Here is a 26,407-nt window from a genome sequence, read left to right on the forward strand (position 1 = left end):
ATTGAAACGTTAAGCTTCTATCAACCCTTGCTTTTTTAGCTCCGCGGTTATGGCATTACGAGTTCTACCATGCTCTTCTGCGAGCGATGCTATTGTTGTACCAGAGGGAAACTGCTCAGATAAACGCTCGCGCTGCTCAGGTGTCCAAGGCAATCCTGCGTTCGTTGGTAAACCATTCGATTCATTTTCTCGCTGTCTTTGCTCAATGGTTCTTTTGGTTTTTTTCACTTTTGATGATTGCTTCAAATCTTGCAGAACAGCAAACATTGCTCGAATAACGATAGGATCATTGTAAAGATGATTCACTTGGCAGTTCCTCTCCGGTTATCGGATTCGTGCCGTTCGCTAAGGCTTCTATTACTTTCCAATGTGCTTCCATTACTCTCCCCTTGAGTTGCTTATAGCTCCTATCAAACCACCAGCGATAAGTTAGTCAAAGGAGAACATAAAGAGTTTTGAGAGACTAGCAATTAGAAACGGACTGATATTTAGTTCAATTACATCACCTCTTTCTAACCGGTCGCAAATCTGTACTAAAAGCGAAAACCTGCCATAAGCTGAACACTAACTAGCATAGGGCTGGACCAAGCTACAACGCTTCGATATGGCAACATATGAATGAGGAGCGACGGATGACGTTTCAGTTCCATCATTGGAAAGTGAGTAAGCCAATGCTGCTCCGGACTTGTAAAACATAGCCAAAAGCGTCGTGTATAAGGGTGAACACAGATAGCATACACATAGCTGGAACAAATTGACCATATTCCTAGAAAGCCAATGAGCTCAACGAGAAAGAATGCTTCTAGGCTAATAGGTAACATGGAAGGACCACTTAGCAATACAATGGCAATGAAAAGCCAAATCTTACGGTTCATATAAGTTCCTTGTACTGTTCTTCCTTAACTCTTCCAATCCTTGGAGCGCTTTTAACGTTGATGACTCCAGAAGCGGCTTATCGTATTTTCGTCTGATGTTAAGTGCTTCATTAAACAGCGCTTCTGCCTCTTTCAATCGCCCCTGCTCTACATACAACTTGCCCAAATGCTGATAACTAAAGCTCAAATACAGCTCAGTAGCAGACGCCTGACTTTGTATGAACAAGCTTATCGCTTCATCATATTCGCCCATGTACTGTTTTGATGTTGCCACAACGTGCAAAACCCAAAACTGATGCTTGTTACTCAAAGCGCGTTTCACGACACGCTCTCCGATGTTTATTGAAGTTTGGTAGTTGCCTAGCACTCTTAAGCTGTCAGATAACAAAATCTATTGCCATTGTAACGCCTCTGGCTGCCTTCGAAGCCAAAAGAGAAGACATCTACTCCCGCTTTTGCATAGTCGTTTAAGCGCATCAAAGTTGGGCTTATCTCTTTGAAATCTCATCATTGCCGTTTCGGATTGTGATTTGAGCATTCTCATCGCTATATATGGCTTTGCTTGGATTACCATCGACAAAGTGCAGCGCAGCATAATCGCTGAGGCCGTAGCAGATTACATCAAGATGACTACGAGAGAAGCGCTCAAACAGGTCATGTTTCTCGTCGTTCTCAACAAAATGAGCAGATGCTAAACCTTTCAAAAGACCGAGCCCTTTGATGATGGAGTAAGCCTCTGGATCACTATCAGTAATCCCATAATCGAACCAACAAATAGCGCCAGCACTCATCCCGCAAAGTATGATGCCGCGGTGGTAACACTCTTTGAGAATGTCATCGATGCCCCACTCTTTCCAGAGAGCCAACATAGAACGGGTATTGCCACCACCAACGTAAATCACATCTTGCTCGAACAACTTGGTTCGCCAGCCTTTCTCTAACTTGAACAGAGGAAAGTGCGAGAGGTTTTCACTCAACTTAGCATTGTGGAAACGGGTGATAACTTCTTCCGCATCGCCAGTAGCAGTTGAGAGATAACAGATTTTTGGGTTCTTCTTACCCGTTAAAGACAAGATGTACTGGTCGAGTTGGCTTGGGATCTCTCCCATCATCCAACCGCCTCCGCCAAGAACAACGAAATGTTTTTGCAAAAGATGAGTTCCTTCTATTTTGGCTCAAACCGATAATGACCGGTTATAGGGTAATCAAACAACATATCCTACAATACGACACCTCCTCCTATGTTGTGAACAATCAAAGGTCGTCGTTTGTCTGTCGATAAATCATCGGTAACGATACCAATATGAGGAAGGTTCCCGGGCAGCATCCACGTGACAATGTCACCAGGCTTAAAATTATTGCTTTTTAAACTGTGTAAACTCACCTTCAGAGTCAAATGCGCCAAATCTCTTTTTGTCTGATTTCAGACACACCTCAAACTGAATGCATGTGATGAAGTTGCAAAGCCTGAGATAACCGTGAATGGACGGAACGCTCACGGCACCACACTCTGCTCTAGAATCATCATAACTTAAAGCCACTAAATATGGTTACCCGAACGGATAAACGGACAGTTCGGCATTCCTGCCAGATAGCAAACTGAAAATATCAACACCCTCTATCTTAATGGTTATAATGGTATTTTATGTTTATCTCGAATTGAGTTACTTCGCATTGCGAATTTATATCAGACCGTTTTTCTGTGATTGGTGCTTGTTAACTTCTAACTGCAATCGAATACAATACATATGCACCCCGTGCAATAAAAAAGGAATTATATGAAAACGCTTATTTATGACACGCTTGTCAACCTTGCTAACCAAGAACCTGAACACCACGCAAAAATCCGCCAAAACCTTTATGAACAGTTGGATTTACCATTTGATAAGCAGCTTGCTCTTTACTCATGCGCACTTGGCCCAGCCAGCTCTGGTAAATTAGAAAGCCGTCAAGGTATCGACAATGCGGTAGACAGTGCGATTAGATTATTGACGACGCCTGAACGTTAATTAGTTTCGCATTACCAACGGCTCAACTCCCCTATGAGCCGTTTTAATTTTTACATCCTCTTATCACATCACTTAGGGACACATTCTGTCTAAAGTTGCCATCATCACCGGCGCTAGCCGCGGGATTGGAAAAACCATTTCTCATTACTTTGCCAAGGAAGGATACACTTTGGTGTTACTTGCCTTAAATACAAAAAACCTTGAACAGGCTCAAACTGAGCTGAAGGTAAAGTATCCCTCATGTCTAGTTGAGACGGCGTCTGTCGACTTCAATAACCCTTCTGATGTTGAATCAGCTATCAAGTCCATTCTCGAAATGCATGAAAACATCGACGTTTTGGTGAACAGCGCAGGTGTCTTGGCCGCCGGCAATACGGACATCTCGCTAGCTACGCTCTCTGAGTTAGTAAACGTCAACCTACTGTCGACAATCACGGCTTGCAATTTAATTGCTGAAAAGATGAAGCAGCAAGGGTATGGAGAAATATATAACCTTGGCTCTACGGCTGGTTTAGTTCCAGTCCCTAAGATTGCTGCATATTCTGCGACAAAAGCTGCGATGGTAAGTTACAGCCAATCGCTTTATCAGGAGCTGCTTCCGTTTGGAGTTAAGGTATGCTGCTTATGCTCTAGTGTCGTATATACCGATATGACTAACGATGGACGTATTGATAATAAGTTGAAAATTGAAACCCAAGATCTTGCAAAAGCACTCAGTTTTTTTTCGAAGCCTATCTCCAGGCGCTGCAGTGTCATTGACCTAGAGTAATTGGTTGCTGTAAAAGAAGGTAAGAACTACGGCCGACAAAAGTTAACGAAAACCAACGGCATTCTTTTGTACTCAGCAAGGCTTACGTAAATACATGCTGAGTACCTACTCTGGGGTTTAGTTATCTCCATGTGTTCACACAAGCCACCAACAGAGTATATTCATGCGCATGTGTAGAAAGTGGCGTATTTTCCAACTTGTTACTAAGTGTTTTTCCCACGCAGCCCATTAAGTTTCCAAATGGGTCCCCAACTTGGCACATTGAAAGCCCATCTTCAATTTCCATTTGTCCTCGATAAAGACACGCACCGAGTTCTTCAAAGTGAGAAAGAGCAACACGTAAATTATCTACTGACCAGTAAACAACCGTACCACTTTTACCAGCACCAACCTTTTTGTCTGCTTGGACTATTTCTAGTGAGAAACCATTTAGATCAAGCGCTGTGAAGTCAAAGTCAGGATGGTAAACCGGAACAGCTTCGGGGAAAGCTTTCTTGTACCATTCAAGCCCTTTCGCTACATCTGGGACATGAACAAGAACCGCTGATGGATTTATAATTTTTCTCCAACAACATAACGCCAAATTAAGGTGTGAACAACGCTAACACCTAAGCTAAACCATTGTGCCATAAACTAAACTGGCTTGAAGTGAAAGCGCCAAGCGTGGCGCTTGGATTCAAGTACGAAGTGCGACACCTCTGAACATAAAAACAGTGAGATGCGATAATCATGAAGTTTGCTCCCGCCAAGAAGTAAAAAACATGAAATACACACACCTCACTGAGAACGAAAGGTATATGATTTCTGCGCTCAGAAAGCAAGGAATTAGTACCGCTAAAATAGCTAAACAACTGGGGCGTCACAAAGCCACTATCTATCGAGAAATTGAACGTAATTCCCGATACAACAGACATTTTAAAAGGTACTCCTATCAAGCATGGAGAGCCCAACAGATGGCTGCGCCGGTCGCGCAGAAATAAGCGCTACAGCGAAATCGACTTTAGGTTGCCTGAGGCCTTGTTACGACTGGATTGGAGTCCTGACCAAATCGTTGGATACCTAAGGGTAAGAGGCTATCCAACAATGAGCCACGAGCTCATTTATCAGCATATTTGGAACGATAAAACTCTCGGTGGAACCCTATGGAAACACCTACGCCAATCCACTAAGAAAAGGCGTAAAAGGTATAACTCAAAAGACAGCCGAGGTCGCCTGGCAGCAAAGCGTCATATTACTGAAAGACCTGCAAAAGCTGAGCATAGAAAAGAGCCCGGCCATTGGGAAATTGATACTGTCGTTGGCCGCGGAACCAAGCACTGTATCGTGACTTTAGTCGACAGAATGACTGGCTACACTTTTATTGGGCAAATGGACGATAGAACAAGCGAGTCGCTCAACGTAAGAATGAGCAAAATCATGACCCACTCTGACTTACCTTTTAAGACGATAACTGCGGATAACGGCACTGAATTTCATGGTTATGCACAACTAGAAAAACATCATAACTGTATGTTTTATTTTGCAAACCCATACCACTCATGGGAACGAGGCACTAATGAGAACACTAATGGCTTAATACGACAATACTTACCAAAACGAACTTCTATGTCACACGTGACACAGAAGCTCTGCAATGAAATTGCACACAAATTAAATACGCGCCCACGCAAAAGACTTGGGTATAGGACACCAACGGAGTATATTCATGCGCATCTGTAGAAAGTGTCGCACTTCAAACTTGATACTAAGTGTATTGGTTTAAGTGATTCTCTATAAATTCGATATCAGCTCGATAAAAATCACCAAGTGGAATAGCACTTGGCTCAAGCCAAAAGAAAGTTTGCTGCCTAACTTCATCAATCATCTGAGGCTCAGTATCATTACCCGCACGTAAAACAACATAATGAATTTCACCACCAAAATCATTTTTAGCTTGATGACTACCGAGTCGCTTTAAACCTTGCAGTCCCGTTTCTTCCCACAGCTCTCTAACTGCTGCTTGATTACCTGACTCACCAGGGTCAATAGAACCGCCTGGGAATTCAAATACCATTCCTTGCCCTCGTCTGAAGCGCTTTTGGATAAGAACCTTTCCATCTCTTACGACCACGCCCATCGCAATATTCTTCATGTGAACTTTCCTTGTTCTTCTAAATACACATAACGCCCAATTAAGGTGTGAAGCACGCGACCACGACACTTAACTAGACCACCGTAAACACTAAATTCACCCCAAACCAAAAATGCCATGCGTGCTGAATCACTCTTAAATTGTTTGTTATATTTCAGTGCGCTATAGGTGATTTGGGCTATGCGCACCTACTAATTTGCTCTTTTCAACGGAGTTTCACCAGATCATCAGTAAGCTAAACTTAAAAGAGCGGTGGTTCTCCCAAAACATGGCAACACATTTTGAAAGTTGCTTAAATTTACTACTAATTTTGTTGATAATTTTCATACCCATAAGCTCTCCCTCCTTAGTCTGACTAGTTAAAAACCCCACAATTTCCGCTAAGAGAAACTGCACCACAAAAACAGGTGGATTTGACGCAAAGTAAATCGAGGCTGCCATCATCAGTCTCAGGAGACCACCACTGAGAGACGTATTCACGTTTCGGCTTTCGACTTGAGTTTTAACATTATAACGTACTGAACTAAAAAGAAATATAACGCCCTGTTAAGGGGTGAGCAACGCAATACCGAAGCTGCCGCATACCACCTTAAACACTAAACGCAACGCATAGTGAAAATGCCACGCGTTGCGAATCCCTCTTGAACAGTTTGTTATATGCGTGTTTGAGTCGAGAGAGTAACCAAGTCATCACTATCGTATAAACGCTCTGCGGATTCTTGCATACCAAGCTTACGGAGTAGTTTTTCTGATGCCAAATTTTTCTTTTACCGCTACACCATAAACCTCAGACACCAAACTCGATTCCAAGGTGAAATTTAACACAGCCTTCGAAGCTTCAAACGCGTACCCTTTACCTTGATATTGAGGTAGTAATGCATACCTAATATCTGAAAAATTCGAGTCAGGAACTAACTCGACGCCAGCATAACCGATTTTTTGAGATGGCTTACTTTTTAGCGCAACAATGAAAGTGCCATAGCCTTTCGAACAGTGAGCCACTTTGCTTGGTACGTAATTCTGAATATACTACAAGCTAAAAGGCTTTCCACCCGGTAAATATCTTGTTGTTTCAGCGCAAGTCAAAAGCTTCTTATAAATATCAAGATCTTCTGGGGTTACAGGGCTAAGTATTAGTCTTTCAGTCTCGATCATCGAATTATCCATTTCCTCTAGAGCATATAACGCCTTGCTAAGGTGTGAGCAACGCAATACCTTAGCCTCCGCATAATACCTTAAACACATAAACCGACGCATAGTAAAAATGCCACGCGTTGCGAATCACTCTTAAGCAACTTGTTATACCGCTTTGTCGAGGCTAAAATGACCAACATAAAGACCACTTAAGAGACCGATTATATGACCACTAGAATTTTAGCTGATGTTGCTGCAAGCATTACCGAGTTGAAAGCTAACCCTATGAAAGTTGCAACTAGTGCTTATGGCGAACCTGTTGCTGTATTAAACCGAAATGAGCCAGCATTTTATTGCGTACCTGCCGAAGCGTACGAAATGATGATGGACAGACTCGAAGATCTTGAACTACTAGCTATCGCTAAAGAGCGTGAATCTGAAGAGAGCATTTCGGTAAATATTGATGACCTATAAACTCGACTTTAAAAAGAGCGCACTCAAAGAGTGGAAAAAGCTTGGCTCTACTCTGCAACAACAATTTAAGAAAAAGCTAATCGAGCGCTTAGATAATCCACATGTTCCAGCGTCAAAACTTTCTGGAGCTGACAACATGTATAAAATTAAGTTGCGTCAGTCGGGCTACCGTCTCGTCTACAAAGTCGAAGACGATGTCATCATTGTAACCGTCTTAGCAGTCGGAAAACGAGAACGTAGCGATGTTTACCGTAAAGCCATGAAAAGGTTAGATGATTGATTGCGGTATAACGCCCTGTTAAGGTGTGAGCAACGCAATACCGAAGCTGCCGCATACCACCTTAAACACTAAAACCAAAGCATAGTAAAAATGCCACGCGTTGCGAATCACTCTTAAACAGTTTGTTATGCCTATGCTAACCACCTAGAAAATCTAGTATTTTTTGTCCAGTACCTAGACCTCGTTTGTAAAACTCAGTGTGACCGCAGCTACTGCATGATAAGAAATAAAAACGGTGTTTGTTGTAATTGAAAAATGTACTCCAAAATCCACCACTGGCTCTTAACTCACCAACCTCATATGACTCTGAACCACATTTATCACAGCAGTATTCAAACTTCGATTTCACTTTGTCATTCCCTAACAGGTGGTTTGCCATCTGCTTGTTTGCAAGCTCTTTGCCTAAAGACCCGCACTGTTCACACTTTAATGATGAGTGTTCATTGCTATGCCCGCACCCAAAGCACTCCCATTTACTATCCATATTCCCTCTTATAGGCATAACGCGCAGTTAAGGTGTGAGAGACGCAGATCTCCCTAACCTAAAATAAACTCTGATAAATCCGTGCCTATTTGGGCACTAAAACCCCAATGCGTTTCGAATCGGCTTGAACGTCTTGTTATTCCGCAACTAAAGTCGGCTATGTTTACGCCTAATCTTTTGATATGACGAGAAATTTTCGGTATGCAGGCAAAAATCGAAGCCGAAGTATTTGGCAGCTCACTACCTTAAATCGCTTTAGCGTCACTCTTTAATTGCTGCGCCATATTAAGGTGCGCTTAAAGCGCTTTAAGGTTAGCATGGAAATGACCAATATTCGCCCTTTTCGCCGCTTTTCAACCCTATTACCCCGCCACTTTCACTCTTAGGCTACAACCACGTACATTCAGCCTGAGAGATCCGTTGCGGAAATAACGCCCTGTTAAGGGGTGAGCAACGCAATACAAGAGCCGCCGCATACCGCCTTAAACACTAAAACCAACGCATAATGAAAATGCCACGCGTTGCGAATCCCTCTTGAACAGTTTGTTATGTTTGGGGCTCAAGAGTTCTGCTCAACTCTATTTCCCTACCTGCGACTAAGTTTCCAGTAGGAATAAAACCACAATTTAAGTAGAAACCTTTTGGACCACCAGTGCCATCTACAACACTTGTATAAAGAGCCGATGCTCCAAACTCGTTAAGCAACTCTGAACTTAACAACTCGATAGCTCTACGACCATAACCTTTTGACTGTTGTGCCTGATCTAGCATGAAACGCCAAAGGAAAAGTTTATCTGCGGAAATGTCTGCGTTTACCAAGATGAAACCTATTGGCTTATCATCAGCATAGATGCCACGAAACCAAGGAAAATCCATAAAGTTCGCTTCAGCCAATGAAACAGCATTGCTATCAACATGATTTAATTGACTTTTAGCAACTTTCAACTGGCAGATTTCATAGAAATTATCATGGTTAATTTTTCTTAGCTCTATGCTCATACTGACAATTCCCTCCTAAAACATAACGCCTTGTTAAGGTGTGAGGCACGCAATACCGAAGCCTCCGCATACCACCTTAACCACTAAAACCAACGCATAGTAAAAATGCCACGCGTGCCGAATCACTCTTGAACAATTTGTTAGCAGTTTTTTCTGCTCAAAATTATGCTTTTATCGCATACACCGTTATGTGGTTTGAACTTTCACGCTCATAAACACTGACATGAAGCACTTGGAACCCTGCTTTCTCTAGTTCAACAACTAGATCATTTTCAGAGGTAACATGACGATATGGACTGCCATCTCTATAAGTTTCATAGCTAATTTCATTTTTAGAGCAAAAGCTACTGACAAAAAACACCCCGTTTTCAGACAGTGAACGATAAACATGACTCAAGAATATGACTCGATCTGCACCGATAATGCAATGCAAGCAATTACCGTCAATAACAACATCATAACGTTCTGGAAGTTCAAGAGACGCTACCGTTAGGTCCGCTAAATAATAATTACCCTCGACTCCTGTTGCTCTGGCTTTTTCCTTTGCCCATTCGATTGCGGTTGGTGAAATATCTATACCTGTCACCTCAAAGCCCAACTTCTGGAAGGCTCTGCAATGATGTCCTTCACCGCAACCTAATTCGAGCAGTTTACCTTGCACAGGTCGTTTAAATAGCTCGAGAAAACGCTCCACTAAAACTGCTTTAGACATTCGCTCGTTGCCACCCCAACCTTTCCAGCCAGCTTGGCGAGCTTCAACATACATGTCTTCATGAACTTGGTAGTTTTGTTTCATATTCATCCTTGACTGCTAACGCCTTGTTAAGGTGTGAGGCTCGCAATACCTAAGCTTCCGCATAACACCTTAACCACCAAACCTAACGCATAGTAAAAATGCCACGCGTGCCGAATCACTCTTGAACAATTTGTTATAGCTCAGCTCACTTAGTGCTCCCGTAGCATCGCTTTCAAATCTATATATAACTTCCATACTTTCGTTTAGTTTCTTGAGTCCAGTTACTGCGCAAAGCCAACATAGCTTGAATTGCTTCTCTACTTGGGTCTTTTACTGATGTCGGTTCCGACTCTAATTGTACGAGTATCAACTCCAATTCCTTAAACTGAAGTCCCTGATCAAAACTAGTGGTGTAAGGGCGAGCCCATCCTAAACGTTGATAACAATTCATACGTAATCCTCCGCGAGACATGTCGTATATTTCAATGATTAACAACCACATGCTAACAGAAAAATTTTGCTTTGGGCGCACCTATAATACTGATACACAAGTAGATTTTTCGATGAACTATAACGCCTTGTTAAGGTGTGAGGCACGCAATACCGAAGCCTCCGCATACCACCTTAACCACTAAAACCAACGCATAGTAAAAATGCCACGCGTGCCGAATCACTCTTGAACAATTTGTTATGTGTTTAATGAGCACCTTGCTTGTGATAGCTCAGAATAAACTGTTTTTGCTTACGATCTAGCAACTCTAGTGCTTCAGCCACCGCTAGCCCAAAATCAACGTACCCATTGGGCATCGCTGTCACTATGCGCTTGTCGACTTGAACTAAAGACTCTTCATAGATCGCTCCCTCCCAATATGGTCGAGTGAGCTGTACCGAAGATTCTGGGGCGTATTTTTCCGTATAATTATGGGTAATTTTGACACCCTTTAGAATGCCAGCTCTTGCTAAGACTAATACTCCCGCACATATGCCACCAATAACTAGTGATGATTCATGGGCTTTCTGGATGAAACTAGCAATTTGGTCGCTTCCCATTATTGAATCGGGATTTCCTCCAGGGATCAGAAGAGCTTGATAGTCCGTAATACATACGTCCTCAAAGTTAACGGTGGGGCAAATTCTTAGACCTGAGGAATCGGTATGATTATGATTCTCTGGGGTGGTGATATCAACTTTCCCATACGCTCCTAAACACTCAATCGCGTACATTACTTCATAGGAAATAGCCCCCGGATAGAGTAAAACCAGTGTTCTCTTTGTCATTATTTCCTCTCTCCGTTCGGAACACATAACGCCGCATTAAGGTGTGAGCAACGCTACCACTAAACCTAACCATACCACCGTAAACACAAAACCCAACGATGGAATGAAAAATGCCAAGCGTTGGGAATCACTCTTAAATGCTTTGTTATGTGCGTACTTTACATGCCAAGCTTTGATTTTATGAGCATACTTGAAATATAGGTGTTTGAATCCATTTTAACTAACGTATTTATGATTTCCAAAACGCTAAAATATTCTATGCGCTCCTCTTCGCCTTGACCAATACCACCTATCGTGAAATGAGTAAAACGATAACAATGATGTATATTTTGGAGCTGACCTGAAACATCTTTTAGTAGCTTTTTGCTCAATGTAAATGCTGGATACTGTGTACTATCAGATAGCTCTGCCGTTGAACCAATTGAGACAATACTGCACTTCTCGCTTAGTGACTCTTGTGAATGAAGCTCATTAACTAAGTTGAGATAGCCTAGTGGGCCAACGTTCATAAAATCAGCTAACTCTACAGTTGTAAGATTCGATGATTCCCCCCACATAGAAACTAGGTACACAACTATGTCGAACTTAACACTCTTAAGGCACGAGTAGTCTGGCTTTTTCTCTGGGTTAACATCAATACTGAAGCTAGAAATTCGTTCATCATTTTGCTCTGTCCTGGCGATCATATATATTTCAGCATTATGAATGTTCGAAGCTAGATACTTACCAAGACCTTTACTGCCACCAACAATGAGAATTTTCATCAACTACTCCTTGATTTTTATATGTATTAATCCAAGTTCAGCGCTTAGCACATAACGCCGCATTAAGGTGTGAGCAACGCTACCACGAAACTCAACCATACCACCGTAAACACAAAACCCAACGATGGAATGAAAAATGCCAAGCGTTGGGAATCACTCTTAAATGCTTTGTTATAAGCAAATTAGCTCCGAATACTCTGCTACCGAATCCATTGATAAAAATATATCCTTTGGGGTTCGAGAGTCTTCTTTAGGAACAAACACATGACGGTACTCTTGTTGATACTGGTATCTCAAGTGTTTATGAAATTCAATAATTGGATCTTTCCCCTTGCCTTCAGGTTTTACTGGATCTACATATTCAACCATTTGATAGGCATAATCATCAAACTCAATATGCTCGTGAAGCTTCGAAACCAATTCATCGGCAAAACGTTGAGAGTCGTAAATAAATAAGCAACTGTCGGCTTCAAAGTTACTAAACATTCGAACGTCAAAGGCTCCGCTACTACAAAATACGTAATAATCTCGGCTAGTTTCATAAGTAATGTTGACGGTACCGATTGGCTTAACCTTCTCGCCAGATTCCGTAGTAATCGTCATTCCTTTAGGGTTAGCATGAAATATAGCTTTCATTTCGTCATCCATTTGCGCTACGTTCAGTGACGGATCCATAAATGAACTTGCTAATGAAACTTTTATACTATTTTTGCCCAAGTACTCCTTTTTACCAAACTTGATTAAGTGAGGTTTCTTTTGTAGTGCCATGCGATGAATATCAGTTAGGCGTTGCGACTTGTCGACCATAGCATTTGGCACGGCACAACCTTTAAGAAAGTCAGTTGGAGGCGACAGCCTACGCAAGTTGAATTCTTCTTGAGCATGAGTAAATTTAACAATTAGACTTTTCCAAGGTTCGATAGATACATTCCCTAGTCCAACTTTCCCATTGGTTTCTAACGTTGTTAGGTTTTCGATCAAGTACCGCAACCTGTCAGATAGGAGCTCAATTGATAAGTGTTCCATATATCGATTTGTTCTATACTCACGAACCCAGAACTCACTTCGATTCATATACTCTCCATTTGCTTATAACGCCCAATTAAGGGGTGAACAACGCTTCCACCCAAACCTAAAGCATTGTGCCATAAACACTAAATTTGAAGTAGAACCAAAAATGCCAAGCGTTGTGAATCCCTCTTAAATTGCTTGTTATGAGCGGGGTTAAGAGTGCGCATTAACGTACTTTTTAACCTTTTTCATAGCCATTTGACGCTTAAGTGGCGAAAGATAATCAATAAACAGATTACCCGACAAATGATCTATTTCGTGCTGCATTACGATGGCTAGAAACTCATCACTTTCGATGGTAATTGGCTTACCTTCGCGATCTAAAGCAGATACAACAACTGAAGTAAAACGCTCTACGTCTGCATAGTAATCAGGAACTGATAAACAACCCTCTTGACCCAATGCTTTATCCGAGCCACTAATCACTTCTGGGTTAACTAAAATTAGCGGTTCATCTCGACTTTCTGAAAGGTCGATAATAACAACAGCCTCTTTACGACCAACTTGAGTCGACGCCAAACCGATACCATTGTCAGTCGCATACAGCGTTTCCAACATATCGTCTATTAATGTTTGTACCGTCGTAATATCTCGCACCTTTTCCGCTTTGACCTTAAGCCTTGGATCTGGTGCCGTTAGGATTTCTAAAACTGCCATATTTTCCTTCTAATTCTTGGAAGCTCATAACGCCTTGTTAAGGGGTGAGCAACGCAATACCGAAGTTGCCGCATACCACCCTAATCACTAACACCAACGCATAGTAAAAATGCCACGCGTTGCGAATCCCTCTTGAACAATTTGTTATATCCGTTCTTAATTGGCTTCCAGAACCTTTTTTAGAGAGACATTTCGCGCGCAAATTGATACGCCTCATCATGTGAAAAACCATTCGCTAGTGCGTAACCTGTTATCACCGACCTCCAGCAATAATTGTCATGAGGCTCAAATCCACCACTTTTGCTTTCTACATTTTCAACAAACGACTTCTTTAATGCTAAAAACTTCTCTTTACTTACCAAATCTTGTTCTTTAGTCATCGAATACCAAACCTTTGTCCATTAAATCCATAGCAAACATATAAGCCTTACCTTGCTTATAACCATGTCCCATCGCATACCCAGCAGCCATTGAAAAAGTACTTAACTCTGCATCTGGGTGCCAAGAAGCTTCCTGCTCTAAAACTTCTTTTTTGAACTTATCTTCCATGTCAGCAAAACTTATTAACGTCATTTGCTCTCTCTATCATCTATCTACTTTAAAATTGAATGCGTGAGGATATAACGCCCTGTTAAGGGGTGAGCAACGCAATACAAAAGCCGCCGCATACCACCTTAAACACTGACACCAACGCATAGTGAAAATGCCACGCGTTGCGAATCCCTCTTGAACAGTTTGTTAGGCGACATTTCTACGTTTAACTTCTTTCTCATACGAAGATTCGTTGTATAGCCAGATAGCCCAAAATGCGAAAAACATCCAGATCGTGTAAATTGAATAATTAAGAGCATTATCCGATAAGAAAATCGTAATGCTTGCCGCATCAGAAGTTGGATAAAGGAAAATAACATTAAAAATCATGTACAAAATGGCTGTGACGAAAGTTGTTCTGAAAAGCCAATTTAAACACCCTTTCTTTCGAGATTTTTGCCAATTATCAAATGCTTTATCATTCATTAATCCACTCCTTTTCTATAAACTGAAGCTAGATTCACGCCAAGATACTATCACTACTCTAACGTTTATCTCATGTCGCCTAACGCCGCATTAAGGTGTGAGCGACGCTTGGCTATACTTGAGCGAAGCGAAACTGCCAAGCGTTGCGAATCACTCTTAAATGCTTTGTTAGTTATTTATTTCAGCGTTTGACGTATTTTACCTGCGTTACCATTCACAACGACCTCAGCATATGAGCCATTTAGTATTGTCATATTTGGCGGTAAATGACCAATATCAACATCATAGACAACAGGAATCTCCAAGTCCTTAGTTACTTCAGTTAACGCTTCTTCAATGGTAATGTCTTTGCCGCATTTATCTAGTACCGAACTCCTGCCAATGAGTAGTCCATTGCAGAGTTCAAATACACCTTTATATTTTAAGCTTTGAAGTGCTCGCTTAAAAACTGTTGGAGACATTTCTACGTTTTCTAAATAGAGGATGAGACCATCGTTTTTGAATCTTTTGTGCAAAAGATGAATATCAAAATATTCAGTGCCAATTAAGTGCATCATGGTGTCAAAACAGCCCCCAACAAGGCGACCACTGAATACAATCTCTTTATTTCCCGATACCTTCCAGACTGTCGGCTCTGTTGTATTTAAAGTAAAGTTAGGATCATCTGAAAATGAAGTACCATCTATTTGATAGTACTTCGATGAATGCTGTTCAAAAGATGAACCTTCATCCTTTGTTAACCAATTCAAGGTACTAGATGTGAGCCAATCAGGCTCATTAGGATGGAGATCCATTAGGTTCGAGCAATGAACCGTTACCCAACCGAGTTTTGTCATTAAAGCCGTAGAAACCGTACTTACATCTGAATACCCCAAAATCCATTTGGGCTTAACGATTTGCAATTTCTCGTAGTCAAGTAGCGGGAGTATATCCATTGCAAACTCACCTCCCCAAGGAGGTACAACCGCATTAATGCTATCATCACACAGAAATCGCATAAATTCCGCTGCCCGATGCTTAGCACAAGCACTCACATGTTTCGTATTTTCACGTAAGCATTCGCCTTCAATTACTTCAAAATCTTGTTTTTTTAGGTTTTCGATTACAATGTTCAAACGCTTGTGAAGCGAGCTTGGAACACCTGAGGAGAATGCTGTAACAGCAACTCTACTACCTTTACCTAATGGAACTGGATACTTCATACTTCTTCCTACAACTAACGCCTTGTTAAGGTGTGAGGCACGCAATACCGAAGCTTCCGCATACCACCTTAACCACTAAACCTGAAGCATGGTAAAAATGCCACGCGTGCCGAATCACTCTTAAACAATTTGTTAGCAGGACATTACGCAAGTAGCCGATGCTTCATTGACATAACTATAACCTTCGACAGTGACTGTAATCTGCTCTAAACCAAAAACTGACTCTGACGTTATCACTATAGGGAAGTTTAGTCTTATCATGTCGTTATGATTGGGCTTCGTAATGCCAAACCAAAAGCCTACGGTTTTGCCATTTACGAACATATTGGGTTGAGAATATTCGACTTCAGCTAATCCGTAATGAATAAAACCAATAAACTCATTACCATTCGCATCGAAGAATTTCGCCCTGACAATGATGTTAGAGTTGGGATCTAGTGCATCATCTTGGCTAGCTTGACAAATGACAGTCTCATCATGACTATCATCTTTCCATGAGGGAAACTGCCATACAGCATGATCTTGTATATCTTGGGGAGTTATTTCCCATATTTGCTTAGCCATGTTACTCCTGTACTGCTAACGCCGCATTAAGGTGTGAGCGACGTTTGGCTATACTTGAGCGAAGCGAAACTGCCAAGCGTTGCGAATCACTCTTAAATGCTTTGTTATAAGCACTTTTTGCCCATTAAAGCTTCTGTGATGTACCGCCCGTTACTTTGCAGATACTCGATATCTGCTAGATATGCGAGATGATGGCCATCATTGATATTAGAGATAAATGCTTGATTTCCATTACGAGCTTCACTGTGCATATGGTCAACTAAAGCCTGAACTCTATCTATCATTGTTTGCACTATACTCTGACGCTCTATTTCGGGTAAACCGTAAGCATCACAGAACTGTTTCGCTCGTAATGACTGTGATGATAAATCACCCATTGCATCGTACTTGTGAGTCTTAAACGGAGCCCAACAATAGAGAGCATAAGCAACATCCCAAACTCTAGGCGCTGGATGTGCAGTATCAAAGTCAATAATACCAACCGCCTTTGAACCGTGCAGAGACACGTTATATGGTGCATAGTCACCGTGACAGATAACTTCTATTGGCTCACGAACGGGGAGCATCCATTCTAATGTGTCATTTGAGTGTTGTGACAAGAACGAACTAGACGCATCATGATATGAACGAAGCAAACTAGCTGCTGAAGTCAGCGCTTCTTCTGTAGCAATATTGCCTTTAAGCGGGTAATTAAAGACCTCACCATCGACAAAAGATAAGACCTCGTTGCCCTTATCATCAAAGCCGAAAGGCTTAGGAGCCGCATGAAATCCATTTTTGGCAATATACGAGAGTAAACAATGCACTGTTTCAGACCACTTGCCACGAGGTCGGTAAACGCGATTTTCAGAGCGAAAAATTTGCCCCTCTCGCCCTCCTTGAAGTTCTTCCATTGATATCCTTATGTATGACTTGCTAAGTGCTTATAACGCCTTGTTAAGGTGTGAGGCACGCAATACCGAAGCCTCCGCATAGCACCTTAACCACTAAAACTAACGCATAGTAAAAATGCCACGCGTGCTGAATCACTCTTGAACAATTTGTTATGTAGCCGACTTTCAGGCTAGCGCTTTCTGTCCCAGTTGGATTTTGGGCGCAATACCAACTTTGCGATACAAAGCTAGAGCTGATTCATTGAAAGAGTATACTTCTAACCACAGCTCTTCCCCGCCGTTAGAAATAGCCCTTTCCTCAAATGCCTCTATTAGCGCCAGTCCAACGCCTTGGTCTCTAAAACATGAATCCACTACTATTTGTTCAATGCTTGCGATTTTTCGCTGTTTGAGTGTCCAAGACTTACGGACCCATAGCTCACCAAAAACCAAACCTACTAACTGACCATTGATTTCGGCTACTAGAAAAATTGAGCTTTCACTTTCTATTATCTTGTGTAGGTCTATTTTTTGTTCAATTTCTTCCGGTGATAAAAAGTCGTCAGGTAAATTTGCTTGATGATACTCATAAAGCTGAAACTGTAGTTTCTTGATAACACTGATATCTTCAATGCAAGCATGGCGAATATTTAACATATATAAATCCTTTTAACTTACCGCCCTCTCGCGGCTACATAACGCCGCGTTAAGTGGTGAGCAACGCAGACCAACACGCCTAAACCATTGTGCCGTAACCACTAACGCCGAATCAAACCAAAATTGCCGAGCGTTGTGAATCCGTCTTGAACGCTTTGTTATACGCTAGCCAAATATGCGCACTTTTGCTTCCACTATTTTTCGTGCGACTTTCAAGTCATGCTGTACTAATGCAGATAAGCCCATATTTTGTTCAATAGAAGATGAAAGAGATTGAGCGATCCTCGATGCGTCGTTACCCTCTAACGTTAATCGAAATATATGAGGCACATAACTGTCGTACTCATCATCCCACTCGTTCTCTCCGTCGTTTACACCGATTGGGTCCCAGTCATTCCATAATATAGAAGCGATTTCTTTGAACAGTTTTCTTTCTTCAGCTTTCACAGGAATATTCCTTATTTCCTCATTGCGTATAACGCCCTGCTAAGGGGTGAGCAACGCAATACCTAAGCCGCTGCATACCACCTTAATCACTAAATTCAACGCATAGTAAAAGTGCCACGCGTTGCGAATCCCTCTTGAGCAGTTTGTTAGTCGCGAGGCACCGAGCGACAATTTTAAGCCGAACTAAACTTTGCGAACAACAAACTTTATGTGCTTTGATGCATTTAAGTCAGGCGTAGTCTCAAAGCGGCTAGTCAATGAAACCACTTAGAACAAACAACGCCGCAGAAAACGGACTGACAACACCAAAAAGCGCTTTTGGAAAACCAATCTCACAGTGCGAACTTTCAACAAAGCCACTGAAACCACGTGGAACTTACCACATCAGAGAAAAAGTCATTTCAGCGAGTAAATCTGCTTTTGTACCCAATAAACTCAAAGAGCTGAGTTGCAACCGAAAACAGACTTTCGATTGCCCTGCTCTGTCAGCATCAGAGAACGTAACAACAGCTAGGACAGTTACAAAACTTTGGACTTGAAACAGTTGAAACTTAGTTTTGACCAACGACGATGAACCTGTGAACCGAACAATCAGCAGCCAAATTTTGAGCTTAGAAACATGATTTTGATTGCTAGCTTTTTCTGGCGACTAACGCCCTGTTAAGGTGTGAGTAACGCAATACCAAAGCTCCCGCATACTACCTTAAACACTAAACGCAACGCATAGCAAAAATGCCAAGCGTTGCGAATCGCTCTTAAACAGCTTGTTAGCCCATTCCTCGAGGTTTAAATACACTGGTCATTTCGTTTTTAGGAGTTAATGTTGGAGCAGGACTAGCACGCTCAATGTTCCTATTTAGCTCACTAAGTTTTATAATAAGGTTTTGCACATCAGGAACCGAAAGACAATTTATTCTACCGTTTTCCGATATATTAACGATTAGCCCACCTGTGCTTGAAGAACGACCACCTTTATATAACGATGCAAGAAGTTCTAGATACTCTCCGAAGCGCTTACTATCACTGCCAATTCTTGATTGTATAGCTCTATTTTCTTTTGTTAAAAAGTTGACGTTTTCACCTTTGCAATAACTATCAATAAATCCCTTCATTGAAAATGATGTATGTTCAAAATCCTGATATGGCAAATAAGACTGAAATTCGATATCTGCATTGTTGCCGCCATCATTAACCCCGACGCCTAAAAAATGAGAGTAATATGATATTTTTTGAAGCTCAATATCACCTTTCTTGGTTAAAGCATCTAGGAGTGAACTTTGTTTTTCTAGCTCTTTACTATCGAGGCTCTGATCATCCTTCTTGAATTCGATAATCAAATTTCGACCATTTAAGGATGAAAAGAAATCCCCAATTTTCGGATCTGCTGGGGTCTGCTGATATAGGTCTATGGAAATATTAGATTCTTCAGATGAGCTCAAGCGTTGTCTTTCAGACACAACCCCTAATAAGAATATAAACTTCCCTATGTAAATATTTTCGTAAATTTTATGCATTTTTATCCTTAGGGCTAACGCCCTGTTAAGGGGTGAGCAACGCAATACCGATGCTGCCGTATACCACCTTAAACACTAAAACCAACGCATAGTGAAAATGCCACGCGTTGCGAATCCCTCTTGAACAGTTTGTTATATGCATTTTTCGAAGTACTGAACTGGCATATTTTGATAGTAACCTTCACCACACTCCTTGAACCCAAGTTTAAGAAGTATGTGCTGAGAAGGTATGTTTTCAGGTTCAGTTAAAGCAAGAACTTTCGTATAACCCATTTGACGGGCAAAAGAGAGGACAGCAGAACTTGCTTCGAATGCGTACCCTTTACCTCGAGCTGAAACCTTTAGCCGATATCCAAGTTCGACTACGCTTTCGCCTTTATAGTTAAATGATTCTATTCCACAATAACCTACTAGCTCGCCAGTCGTACGTTCCACAACACAAAACTTTCCGATACCTTTGTTTTGAAATGCACTAACAAGCTCTTCAAAACGCGTATCTGCTTGGTCATGTGTCATTGCGCCAGTTGGAGAAAACGCCATAAAATCAGCATTTCCTAGTAATTTTATTACTTCACTACGGTCTTGCTGAGCAAACTTTCTAAGCTCCAAACGTTCCGTTTTAATCACTGGATGCCTCCATGCATATAACGCCCTGTTAAGGTGTGAGCAACGCAATACCAAAGCATCCGCATACCACCTTAAACACTAAGCGCAACGCATAGTAAAAATGCCACGCGTTGCGAATCACTCTTAAACAGTTTGTTAGGAATATGTTTGAGGAACACCAACAAACACTTCCTGTACGCTAAGCTCAACCCACTTTTTATAAGCTAATATCTGGATACTATTGATAATGATAAGTACACCAAATTCCAGCAATTCATGGACCGCTAAATCATATTCTTTGTTTAATGGATGAACTACCTTGTATCCTCCATGTATAAATGAGCTTCGTAGGTCATTGAGCTTACGTAAATCAGCTTTAAAACGCTTTTGCTTATTTACAGGAATATCTAGCAAAAATATTGCCTTAGATGCGATATCGTTGAACCCCCGACCAGATTTAGTTCCGTAAATAGCTTCTAAAGCATGAAAAACCCACGATACCATACTTACATCAGCATCAAGGTGGCATATATGCAACAAGGAGAAAATAGCTCTTTCAATTGAATGTTCAGATTCTAGCTTTGAGCCGATATTCAAATTATCAAACCAACTCTTTACTGTTGCGACTTCCAACGTTGTTGACAGTGCTATAGGCCCTTCAACTGTTGAGTTAAGAGATTGGGAGAAGTAGAAATGTGACAAATTAAATCTATACTCAGCATGTTCTATTGCCAATGTAGAATTATATAAATCAAGCACACCCGGCATGCTGATGTTAGCCACCAAAAAAATGTCCATTAGTAATTTTTTTGAAGCTTCAAAAGCATCACTAAGCTCATTAATGTCAGACAAATGTAAAGTGACTGGCAACTCAACTTTACCCTAAGCACTGGCTTCATTAGTATCAATGCTAAATTGAGCAAGGATTTTATGCCTTTGCCCTTCTATAATTGCGTAATACTCACTATTAAGATCATAACTTTTTGAAACTGCATCAACCAATTTATTCCAATCGATGTCAATTTTATAGTACTTATCAGAACCATGAACTAGATTGTTCGAATATAGGTTTGAGATCTGAGTTATAGCATAAATATCTAAATCACAAATATCAGAGTCATTCCCGCTATAATCTCTAGGTCTAAAGTTACACGTCAAAAAACCATTTAATTCCACGTAGTCTCCTAATATTCCTAACGCCCTGTTAAGGTGTGAGCAACGCAATACCGATGTTGCCGCATACCACCTTAAACACCATACGCAACGCATAGTAAAAATGCCACGCGTTGCGAATCACTCTTAAACAGATTGTTATACCGTTACTTACAGCTGACCCAATACCTAGCCAAAGGATTTGGAAACACCTTACCTATAACGATTTTTTCAAACTCACCACCGTTAGCTTCGATAACACCACGCGATGCAAAGTTATCTTCATCAGCAGTCAGCAGTGCTCGCTCGATGCCAAGAGCGGAAGCTTTCGAAAGCGCCAACTTCAGCATTAACTTACCGTTACCCTTCCTACGATATGAGGGGGCTATATCGTAACCAATATGCCCACCTTCTAAAGAGAGGAAATCATTGTCGATATTATGGCGAACCCGAATAGCTCCGAGAATAGACCTTGTACTATCTATCAGCCAGAAATGACTACATGGTACATAACCGTCACGTAAGTTTATACCCGTAGCTTCGTCACCCAAGCGCTGAACATATTTGGAAAAATCAACTTTACCTTCAAGGTAATACTCTGCATTTTCAACATCGTTTTGAGCAAAGTCCTCATAGAACCGTTCAAACGCAGACTTAAACTCTTGCGATGGTACAACTAACTCCATGTAATTTCCTCCGATAAGGTATAACGCCGCGTTAAGTAGTGAGCAACGCTACCACCCAACCTAACCCATTGTGCCGTAAACACAAAAGCTAATTTAAACTGCAAATGCCATGCGTTGTGAATCTGCCTTAAACGCTTTGTTATATGTTTATTCTGCGTCGAACTCTTTCAGCTCGGCTTTAAAAAACTCTGAGGTTTCGCTAACAAACTGATCTAATAAAAGGCTCATTTGGCGGTTCATAACAACGTTATCGTTGGAATCCTTATACCCTGCTTTAGCAACACCAAGAGATCTAGCCTTTTCAGTTCTTAATAATTCAAGCTGAAATCCAATCCATTGGCGATGTAGAAGCAATTGGTACATCACTTCTCTGCCTTCACGAGTTTTTACGGCTTCTTCGTAACTGAGGTCTTGATAAAACATAATTGAATAGATGCGTTCCAGTGCTTGCTCTGTTGAGTCGTTGGTTTCTGAAACATACAGCTCAATATCCTTTTCGAGTTGCTCAACTAGGTCTACATCAGACGATCTCTTTATAACTAAACCTTCAAGACGAGACTTTCTTTTATTCCAGAACATAAGATATCCTCAAACATATAACGCCCAATTAAGGTGTGAGGCACGCAATACCAATGCCACCGCATACCACCTTAATCGCTTAAACCAACGCATGGTGAAAATGCCACGCGTGCAGAATCACTCTTAAATTGTTTGTTATGCTTGTGGTTCTGAAACCACGACACGGTCATTTGCCCTTATGTACATCAAATGCTTGTCGTAAAAGCTGTTTCTAGTACAACCATGTTGCAACGCTTTTTTGTAGATTGAAGCCACAAATATGTCGGCTACGCTGAAGTCCTTGCCTACTGCAAACCCTGACTCTCGACAGATCGACGCACTTAACTTTTCTAGGCACCGCATAATCCAAACTCCACGAAGTTCACGCTTTGACGTCTCATCTAGCTCTGGGCGCATGAACCTTAATACAGTCCTGTTTTGGGGAGAGTGAATACTAGAGTTTACGTATTCACAAACTCTACGGATGAGTGTTTTTTCATTAAGGCTTTTGCCAAACAAGCCTGGATAAGGAAAGCGTTCTTCCAAATACTCAACAATTGCCATTGATTCAGAAAATATCGAACCATCGACGCGAAGAGATGGGACATAGCCAAACGGATTTATATCTAGGTATGTCGTCGCTAGTTCGTCAGAGCTAATCTCAATTCTTTCGTAATCTATCCCCTTAAAATTGAGGACCCACTCCACCCTTTCAGCGCTATTCGATCCCTTTGCGCTGTACAGCGATACTTCCATATACCCTCCCGAAAAGCATAACGCCCTGTTAAGGTGTGAGCAATGCAATACCATGCTGCCGCATACTACCTTAAACACTAAACGCGACGCATGTTGAAAATGCCACGCGTTGCGAATCACTCTTAAACAGTTTGTTATGCCTGTCCTAACACGTGCTCAATAAAAGCTGATTTCTCCCTACGATACTCTTCTTGAGACCAACCTGTACAAGACATTTTCAGCTCATTGTATCGTTGAACTAACTCAGGACTTTTACGGAGTTTGTCTCTAAACCCCACAAAAAACTCAAACTCCGAACCAGTAGCTACAACTTGAAAAGCGACATCCTCACCTGAACTATTTTCCAGCATGCAAAGCTCTGGAGTTCTTAACGTATCGGATTTTTCGTTGAAGCCTAGAGTAGAAAGTAACTTTACTGCGTTCTCTAGTTCCTTGCCGTTGACGCCAACAAGTATGTCTAGGTCACACTTAGATACGGCATTAGGGATAGAGGAAGATCCAATGTGCTCAATAGATGCATCTGGAAGTAAAGCAGCTATCTCAAGTGCATACTTACGATATAGGCTTTCACAAGATGCCTGATATTCATCTGCTTTGTAAAACTGCATATTTGCTCCCAAAAGGCATAACGCTTTCTATACGGCTTTCAGCCGTTTTTCATACTCCTATCATGCAATCTTTGTAAACGCAGTTCAATTTAAAATCAATAGGTTAGTGAGGTGTGTTGAACATTAGATTGCAAGATGACGCATAATTTTTAAAAAGCTTACGTCGCCACTCTTTCTGATGACTATAGATAAGGCAAACTTACAATTTCAGATTGTGGTTAGACTTTAGCGCTGAGAAGGAATGAGGCATTTTCGAGTTAGAAAATGCCATGGGTAAAAATTCAACCTGTGGAGGTTTTGGACAAAAGCTTGTTATCGATTCTTCTGAATTATAAAACCATTAGGAACTATACCCTTTCAGGTTACCCCTTATTGTTAAAGCAATGCCTTGTCGACGATATCTCATGGGGTTTAATTGGTTTCTTCTGTGGAAGAAAACAGCAATATCGGTTAGGTATTTTTGTTTCGCTCTTATTAATATATCGACAATCGAAATCAAAGAGAAAAAGCATATCTAAGGTAACTCAACTATGCGCCAAAAGCTGGTCGCATAACATACTGCATTATATGCTTAATGAAATAAAAAACGTTCAAAAATTAGGGCTGTAAATATGAACTTGGACATTATCGAAAAACGGATACCTTCTTCCATTTTAAAGTCAGCCATTCCTGCCATTGCGGCCATGATTATTATGTCCATGGTCAGTATCGTAGACGGCTTTTTTATCGGTAGTTATCTCGGTAAATCCGCACTTGCAGCGGTTAATTTAGGTTTACCTATTCTGTATATTTTTCTTGGTGTTGGCTTAATGACGGGAGTGGGCGGTGCCATCCAAAGTATTCGTGCCCTTGGCAGTCAAGAATTTGAACAGGCAAACAACGGCTTTAATCAAACCCTTGCGAGTGTTCTTATCTCATTAGCAGGATTAAGTTTGTGTTTTTCTTTTTTTCTAGAGCCGCTTAGCCATTTGTTCGACGTCGATAACACCGTCAAAACTGAATTCCTTAACTACTATTTTTGGATGGTTTTTGCCTATCCCTTTTCAATTCTTAATGTCATTTATGGCATTTTTGCGCGAGCAGAAGGCAAACCCATTTTAGCCTTCAAACTCTCGCTTTTATCTCTGCTACTCAATGTTATTTTAAACTATTTGTTTGTTGCGGTGTTTAACGCTGGGATAGCCGGTATTGCTATTGCCTCCATCATTGCAGTGCTGCTTTGTCAGTGTTTTGGCCTCGCCTACTTTAAGTTTAAATCAAAGCATTTCGGCTTCGCTCGCTTTGATTTACAGCGTGTCTTTTGCGCCAATATGCTCAAAAATGGTAGCTCTGAGTTTATCGCTCAAATATCTCTTTGCTTTACCATCGCAGCACTGAATGCCGCCATCATTAAAGTAAGCGGGGTGACAGGCGTTGCAGCCATGACGGTGGTCAGCTACACCTCGATGATTTTCTCCATGATAGTGAGTGGATTTAATCAAGGTGTTGGACCTTTAATTGGCTTCTATGTGGGCGCAAAACGTTTCGAACTGGCTAAGAAGCTTCGTAATACCACCATACTGTATGTAGTGATGCTTGGCGCTGCCCTGTGGCTGTTGTTATCCATATTTCATCAAGATTACGGGCAATTTTTTGTCGATAATAGTGATGTGAATGCGCTGATTTCAAAAGGTTTACCCATTTGTGCATTAGCTTTTCTGTTTCTCGGATTCAATATGACAAGCACCAGTTACTTTACTGCCAGCGGCAAAGCCAAACAGTCGTCTTTCATCGCATCATTGAGAAGCCTTGTTGTCTTAATGCCTTGTGTTATTGTGTTACCGTCACTATTTGGTATGGATGGCGTTTGGTTAATCGCGCCCACAACAGAGCTTATCACTATGCTAGCGTCAATCTATTTGCTTGTGATGCATGACAAAGATGTCAAAAATATAATAAAAGAGGCATCAGCTCAGTCGTCTTTTCGGCAGAAGAATTTACTCCTAACTTAATTTATCTAAATAATATCTAACTATGTATTTTTCTATATCTAAAAAGAATTTTTTTCATTTTCTTATGTATTAATTTTATCGACACTAATAAATTTCCCAGCTCTTGCTTTAGAGGT

The 26,407-nt window shown here is 41.2% G+C and carries 35 protein-coding genes, 1 other RNA gene and 2 pseudogenes; 6 read left to right on the forward strand and 32 right to left on the reverse strand.

Going from position 1 to position 26,407, the window contains the following annotated elements; all coding sequences use genetic code 11:
• Positions 1-9: 9 nt before the first annotated feature.
• The 4 genes from A8140_RS09310 to A8140_RS25565 form a co-directional block, all read right to left on the reverse strand.
• Entirely contained in the window at positions 10-306 is a 297-nt protein-coding gene (locus tag A8140_RS09310; protein ID WP_005536266.1) for a hypothetical protein, read from the reverse strand.
• 558 nt (positions 307-864) lie between these two features.
• Positions 865-1,197, reverse strand: a complete 333-nt coding sequence (locus tag A8140_RS25560; protein WP_005536269.1) for a tetratricopeptide repeat protein — start codon at positions 1,195-1,197, stop codon at positions 865-867.
• Positions 1,198-1,363: 166 nt separating this feature from the next.
• The gene (locus A8140_RS09325; protein ID WP_005536271.1) at positions 1,364-2,026 is read right to left on the reverse strand and encodes a Type 1 glutamine amidotransferase-like domain-containing protein; all 663 of its coding nucleotides are present in this window, start codon (positions 2,024-2,026) and stop codon (positions 1,364-1,366) included.
• Positions 2,027-2,094: 68 nt separating this feature from the next.
• Positions 2,095-2,259, reverse strand: a complete 165-nt coding sequence (locus tag A8140_RS25565) for a DUF1287 domain-containing protein (RefSeq protein WP_227740713.1) — start codon at positions 2,257-2,259, stop codon at positions 2,095-2,097.
• A 394-nt stretch (positions 2,260-2,653) separates the two neighbouring features.
• Here A8140_RS25565 and A8140_RS09335 point away from each other — a divergent pair, with 394 nt between their 5' ends.
• Positions 2,654-2,884, forward strand: coding sequence for a PAS factor family protein (locus A8140_RS09335; protein WP_005536274.1), 231 nt, complete (start codon positions 2,654-2,656; stop codon positions 2,882-2,884).
• A gap of 85 nt (positions 2,885-2,969) precedes the next feature.
• Positions 2,970-3,653, forward strand: a complete 684-nt coding sequence (locus A8140_RS09340) for an SDR family NAD(P)-dependent oxidoreductase (protein ID WP_033000644.1) — start codon at positions 2,970-2,972, stop codon at positions 3,651-3,653.
• Between the two features lie 208 nt (positions 3,654-3,861).
• On the opposite strand, the pseudogene A8140_RS09345 reads toward A8140_RS09340, so the two are convergent.
• Positions 3,862-4,209, reverse strand: a pseudogene (locus A8140_RS09345) (VOC family protein); the annotation flags it as partial.
• A gap of 205 nt (positions 4,210-4,414) precedes the next feature.
• On the opposite strand from A8140_RS09345, the pseudogene A8140_RS09350 reads away from it, so the two are divergent.
• Positions 4,415-5,372 (forward strand): annotated as a pseudogene (locus A8140_RS09350) (IS30 family transposase).
• Between the two features lie 25 nt (positions 5,373-5,397).
• On the opposite strand, the gene A8140_RS09355 reads toward A8140_RS09350, so the two are convergent.
• The 4 genes from A8140_RS09355 to A8140_RS25570 all read right to left on the reverse strand — a co-directional run bounded on the left by A8140_RS09355 (position 5,398) and on the right by A8140_RS25570 (position 6,786).
• The gene (locus A8140_RS09355) at positions 5,398-5,784 is read right to left on the reverse strand and encodes an NUDIX hydrolase (RefSeq protein WP_005536282.1); all 387 of its coding nucleotides are present in this window, start codon (positions 5,782-5,784) and stop codon (positions 5,398-5,400) included.
• The gene (locus tag A8140_RS09360) at positions 5,781-5,972 is read right to left on the reverse strand and encodes a hypothetical protein (protein WP_005536283.1); all 192 of its coding nucleotides are present in this window, start codon (positions 5,970-5,972) and stop codon (positions 5,781-5,783) included. Before A8140_RS09360 ends, A8140_RS09355 begins: the two co-directional genes overlap by 4 nt.
• Positions 5,973-6,212: 240 nt before the next feature.
• Positions 6,213-6,273: hammerhead ribozyme type II (locus tag A8140_RS09370), an RNA gene on the reverse strand.
• Positions 6,274-6,516: 243 nt separating this feature from the next.
• Positions 6,517-6,786, reverse strand: a complete 270-nt coding sequence (locus A8140_RS25570; protein WP_005536285.1) for a GNAT family N-acetyltransferase — start codon at positions 6,784-6,786, stop codon at positions 6,517-6,519.
• A gap of 357 nt (positions 6,787-7,143) precedes the next feature.
• On the opposite strand from A8140_RS25570, the gene A8140_RS09390 reads away from it, so the two are divergent.
• Both A8140_RS09390 and A8140_RS09395 read left to right on the forward strand, forming a co-directional pair.
• Positions 7,144-7,392 carry a type II toxin-antitoxin system Phd/YefM family antitoxin gene (locus tag A8140_RS09390; protein WP_005377003.1) on the forward strand — a complete coding sequence of 83 codons (249 nt, stop codon included), beginning with the start codon at positions 7,144-7,146 and terminating at the stop codon, positions 7,390-7,392.
• Positions 7,382-7,672, forward strand: coding sequence for a type II toxin-antitoxin system RelE family toxin (locus A8140_RS09395; RefSeq protein WP_005377002.1), 291 nt, complete (start codon positions 7,382-7,384; stop codon positions 7,670-7,672). The genes A8140_RS09390 and A8140_RS09395 overlap by 11 nt, the downstream gene beginning before the upstream one ends.
• A gap of 136 nt (positions 7,673-7,808) precedes the next feature.
• On the opposite strand, the gene A8140_RS09405 is transcribed toward A8140_RS09395, so the two are convergent.
• The 23 genes from A8140_RS09405 to A8140_RS09585 form a co-directional block, all read right to left on the reverse strand.
• Entirely contained in the window at positions 7,809-8,156 is a 348-nt protein-coding gene (locus tag A8140_RS09405; RefSeq protein WP_005537313.1) for a zinc ribbon domain-containing protein, read from the reverse strand.
• A 546-nt stretch (positions 8,157-8,702) separates the two neighbouring features.
• Positions 8,703-9,155 carry a GNAT family N-acetyltransferase gene (locus A8140_RS09415; RefSeq protein WP_057619446.1) on the reverse strand — a complete coding sequence of 151 codons (453 nt, stop codon included), beginning with the start codon at positions 9,153-9,155 and terminating at the stop codon, positions 8,703-8,705.
• A 163-nt stretch (positions 9,156-9,318) separates the two neighbouring features.
• On the reverse strand, positions 9,319-9,957 hold the full coding sequence (locus tag A8140_RS09425) for a class I SAM-dependent methyltransferase (protein WP_087490651.1): 639 nt from the start codon (positions 9,955-9,957) through the stop codon (positions 9,319-9,321).
• A gap of 630 nt (positions 9,958-10,587) precedes the next feature.
• Positions 10,588-11,169 (reverse strand): DJ-1/PfpI family protein, encoded by a 582-nt coding sequence (locus tag A8140_RS09445; protein WP_033000846.1) that lies wholly within the window; start codon positions 11,167-11,169, stop codon positions 10,588-10,590.
• 158 nt (positions 11,170-11,327) lie between these two features.
• Complete coding sequence (locus A8140_RS09450) at positions 11,328-11,933, reverse strand: Rossmann-fold NAD(P)-binding domain-containing protein (protein ID WP_005537466.1); 606 nt, start codon at positions 11,931-11,933, stop codon at positions 11,328-11,330.
• Between the two features lie 171 nt (positions 11,934-12,104).
• Positions 12,105-12,914, reverse strand: a complete 810-nt coding sequence (locus A8140_RS09455; protein WP_231692829.1) for a hypothetical protein — start codon at positions 12,912-12,914, stop codon at positions 12,105-12,107.
• Positions 12,915-13,157: 243 nt separating this feature from the next.
• Positions 13,158-13,661: a peptide deformylase gene (gene def / locus A8140_RS09460; protein ID WP_005537004.1), complete on the reverse strand. Its 504-nt coding sequence runs from the start codon at positions 13,659-13,661 to the stop codon at positions 13,158-13,160.
• A 179-nt stretch (positions 13,662-13,840) separates the two neighbouring features.
• Positions 13,841-14,041, reverse strand: a complete 201-nt coding sequence (locus A8140_RS25135; RefSeq protein WP_005537000.1) for a hypothetical protein — start codon at positions 14,039-14,041, stop codon at positions 13,841-13,843.
• Complete coding sequence (locus A8140_RS09470) at positions 14,034-14,234, reverse strand: hypothetical protein (RefSeq protein ID WP_005536997.1); 201 nt, start codon at positions 14,232-14,234, stop codon at positions 14,034-14,036. The genes A8140_RS25135 and A8140_RS09470 overlap by 8 nt, the downstream gene beginning before the upstream one ends.
• Positions 14,235-14,399: 165 nt before the next feature.
• The gene (locus tag A8140_RS09480) at positions 14,400-14,678 is read right to left on the reverse strand and encodes a hypothetical protein (RefSeq protein WP_005536995.1); all 279 of its coding nucleotides are present in this window, start codon (positions 14,676-14,678) and stop codon (positions 14,400-14,402) included.
• Positions 14,679-14,854: 176 nt separating this feature from the next.
• Positions 14,855-15,880 carry a S66 family peptidase gene (locus A8140_RS09485; RefSeq protein WP_033000774.1) on the reverse strand — a complete coding sequence of 342 codons (1,026 nt, stop codon included), beginning with the start codon at positions 15,878-15,880 and terminating at the stop codon, positions 14,855-14,857.
• Between the two features lie 132 nt (positions 15,881-16,012).
• The gene (locus tag A8140_RS09495; RefSeq protein ID WP_005537477.1) at positions 16,013-16,444 is read right to left on the reverse strand and encodes a hypothetical protein; all 432 of its coding nucleotides are present in this window, start codon (positions 16,442-16,444) and stop codon (positions 16,013-16,015) included.
• Between the two features lie 104 nt (positions 16,445-16,548).
• Positions 16,549-17,337 carry a phosphotransferase gene (locus A8140_RS09500; RefSeq protein ID WP_087490652.1) on the reverse strand — a complete coding sequence of 263 codons (789 nt, stop codon included), beginning with the start codon at positions 17,335-17,337 and terminating at the stop codon, positions 16,549-16,551.
• A 165-nt stretch (positions 17,338-17,502) separates the two neighbouring features.
• Positions 17,503-17,973, reverse strand: a complete 471-nt coding sequence (locus tag A8140_RS09510) for a GNAT family N-acetyltransferase (protein ID WP_005536192.1) — start codon at positions 17,971-17,973, stop codon at positions 17,503-17,505.
• Positions 17,974-18,138: 165 nt separating this feature from the next.
• On the reverse strand, positions 18,139-18,420 hold the full coding sequence (locus A8140_RS09515) for a hypothetical protein (protein ID WP_005536194.1): 282 nt from the start codon (positions 18,418-18,420) through the stop codon (positions 18,139-18,141).
• 767 nt (positions 18,421-19,187) lie between these two features.
• On the reverse strand, positions 19,188-19,934 hold the full coding sequence (locus tag A8140_RS09535; RefSeq protein WP_005536198.1) for a hypothetical protein: 747 nt from the start codon (positions 19,932-19,934) through the stop codon (positions 19,188-19,190).
• A gap of 132 nt (positions 19,935-20,066) precedes the next feature.
• On the reverse strand, positions 20,067-20,561 hold the full coding sequence (locus A8140_RS09545) for a GNAT family N-acetyltransferase (protein ID WP_005536202.1): 495 nt from the start codon (positions 20,559-20,561) through the stop codon (positions 20,067-20,069).
• A gap of 135 nt (positions 20,562-20,696) precedes the next feature.
• A complete protein-coding gene (locus A8140_RS09555; protein WP_005536206.1) occupies positions 20,697-21,410 on the reverse strand; it encodes a hypothetical protein in 714 nt (237 codons plus the stop codon).
• Positions 21,411-21,422: 12 nt separating this feature from the next.
• Complete coding sequence (locus tag A8140_RS09560) at positions 21,423-21,716, reverse strand: hypothetical protein (protein WP_005536208.1); 294 nt, start codon at positions 21,714-21,716, stop codon at positions 21,423-21,425.
• A gap of 143 nt (positions 21,717-21,859) precedes the next feature.
• A complete protein-coding gene (locus A8140_RS09570) occupies positions 21,860-22,378 on the reverse strand; it encodes a GNAT family N-acetyltransferase (protein ID WP_005536213.1) in 519 nt (172 codons plus the stop codon).
• A gap of 147 nt (positions 22,379-22,525) precedes the next feature.
• The gene (locus A8140_RS09575; RefSeq protein WP_005536215.1) at positions 22,526-22,957 is read right to left on the reverse strand and encodes a hypothetical protein; all 432 of its coding nucleotides are present in this window, start codon (positions 22,955-22,957) and stop codon (positions 22,526-22,528) included.
• Positions 22,958-23,092: 135 nt separating this feature from the next.
• Entirely contained in the window at positions 23,093-23,692 is a 600-nt protein-coding gene (locus A8140_RS09580) for a glutathione S-transferase family protein (RefSeq protein WP_005536216.1), read from the reverse strand.
• 134 nt (positions 23,693-23,826) lie between these two features.
• The gene (locus A8140_RS09585; RefSeq protein ID WP_005536217.1) at positions 23,827-24,300 is read right to left on the reverse strand and encodes a GrpB family protein; all 474 of its coding nucleotides are present in this window, start codon (positions 24,298-24,300) and stop codon (positions 23,827-23,829) included.
• Positions 24,301-24,911: 611 nt separating this feature from the next.
• On the opposite strand from A8140_RS09585, the gene A8140_RS09595 reads away from it, so the two are divergent.
• Positions 24,912-26,291, forward strand: a complete 1,380-nt coding sequence (locus tag A8140_RS09595) for an MATE family efflux transporter (RefSeq protein WP_005536218.1) — start codon at positions 24,912-24,914, stop codon at positions 26,289-26,291.
• The last annotated feature ends 116 nt before the right edge of the window (positions 26,292-26,407 follow it).

It is taken from the genome of Vibrio campbellii CAIM 519 = NBRC 15631 = ATCC 25920 (assembly GCF_002163755.1).
Classification (GTDB): domain Bacteria; phylum Pseudomonadota; class Gammaproteobacteria; order Enterobacterales; family Vibrionaceae; genus Vibrio; species Vibrio campbellii.

What these genes read in the sequence shown, in the direction of transcription:
- A8140_RS09585 (WP_005536217.1), bottom strand. Translation starts at nt 24,300, where the DNA reads ATGCAGTTTTACAAAGCAGATGAATATCAGGCATCTTGTGAAAGCCTA.
- A8140_RS09485 (WP_033000774.1), bottom strand. Translation starts at nt 15,880, where the DNA reads ATGAAGTATCCAGTTCCATTAGGTAAAGGTAGTAGAGTTGCTGTTACA.
- A8140_RS25135 (WP_005537000.1), bottom strand. Translation starts at nt 14,041, where the DNA reads ATGACTAAAGAACAAGATTTGGTAAGTAAAGAGAAGTTTTTAGCATTA.
- A8140_RS09445 (WP_033000846.1), bottom strand. Translation starts at nt 11,169, where the DNA reads ATGACAAAGAGAACACTGGTTTTACTCTATCCGGGGGCTATTTCCTAT.
- A8140_RS09510 (WP_005536192.1), bottom strand. Translation starts at nt 17,973, where the DNA reads ATGTTAAATATTCGCCATGCTTGCATTGAAGATATCAGTGTTATCAAG.
- A8140_RS09500 (WP_087490652.1), bottom strand. Translation starts at nt 17,337, where the DNA reads ATGGAAGAACTTCAAGGAGGGCGAGAGGGGCAAATTTTTCGCTCTGAA.
- A8140_RS09575 (WP_005536215.1), bottom strand. Translation starts at nt 22,957, where the DNA reads ATGTTCTGGAATAAAAGAAAGTCTCGTCTTGAAGGTTTAGTTATAAAG.
- A8140_RS09355 (WP_005536282.1), bottom strand. Translation starts at nt 5,784, where the DNA reads ATGAAGAATATTGCGATGGGCGTGGTCGTAAGAGATGGAAAGGTTCTT.
- A8140_RS09535 (WP_005536198.1), bottom strand. Translation starts at nt 19,934, where the DNA reads ATGCATAAAATTTACGAAAATATTTACATAGGGAAGTTTATATTCTTA.
- A8140_RS09480 (WP_005536995.1), bottom strand. Translation starts at nt 14,678, where the DNA reads ATGAATGATAAAGCATTTGATAATTGGCAAAAATCTCGAAAGAAAGGG.
- A8140_RS09395 (WP_005377002.1), top strand. Translation starts at nt 7,382, where the DNA reads ATGACCTATAAACTCGACTTTAAAAAGAGCGCACTCAAAGAGTGGAAA.
- A8140_RS09595 (WP_005536218.1), top strand. Translation starts at nt 24,912, where the DNA reads ATGAACTTGGACATTATCGAAAAACGGATACCTTCTTCCATTTTAAAG.
- A8140_RS09415 (WP_057619446.1), bottom strand. Translation starts at nt 9,155, where the DNA reads ATGAGCATAGAGCTAAGAAAAATTAACCATGATAATTTCTATGAAATC.
- def (WP_005537004.1), bottom strand. Translation starts at nt 13,661, where the DNA reads ATGGCAGTTTTAGAAATCCTAACGGCACCAGATCCAAGGCTTAAGGTC.
- A8140_RS09450 (WP_005537466.1), bottom strand. Translation starts at nt 11,933, where the DNA reads ATGAAAATTCTCATTGTTGGTGGCAGTAAAGGTCTTGGTAAGTATCTA.
- A8140_RS09405 (WP_005537313.1), bottom strand. Translation starts at nt 8,156, where the DNA reads ATGGATAGTAAATGGGAGTGCTTTGGGTGCGGGCATAGCAATGAACAC.
- A8140_RS09390 (WP_005377003.1), top strand. Translation starts at nt 7,144, where the DNA reads ATGACCACTAGAATTTTAGCTGATGTTGCTGCAAGCATTACCGAGTTG.
- A8140_RS09580 (WP_005536216.1), bottom strand. Translation starts at nt 23,692, where the DNA reads ATGGAAGTATCGCTGTACAGCGCAAAGGGATCGAATAGCGCTGAAAGG.
- A8140_RS09470 (WP_005536997.1), bottom strand. Translation starts at nt 14,234, where the DNA reads ATGACGTTAATAAGTTTTGCTGACATGGAAGATAAGTTCAAAAAAGAA.
- A8140_RS09495 (WP_005537477.1), bottom strand. Translation starts at nt 16,444, where the DNA reads ATGGCTAAGCAAATATGGGAAATAACTCCCCAAGATATACAAGATCAT.
- A8140_RS09425 (WP_087490651.1), bottom strand. Translation starts at nt 9,957, where the DNA reads ATGAATATGAAACAAAACTACCAAGTTCATGAAGACATGTATGTTGAA.
- A8140_RS09335 (WP_005536274.1), top strand. Translation starts at nt 2,654, where the DNA reads ATGAAAACGCTTATTTATGACACGCTTGTCAACCTTGCTAACCAAGAA.
- A8140_RS09570 (WP_005536213.1), bottom strand. Translation starts at nt 22,378, where the DNA reads ATGGAGTTAGTTGTACCATCGCAAGAGTTTAAGTCTGCGTTTGAACGG.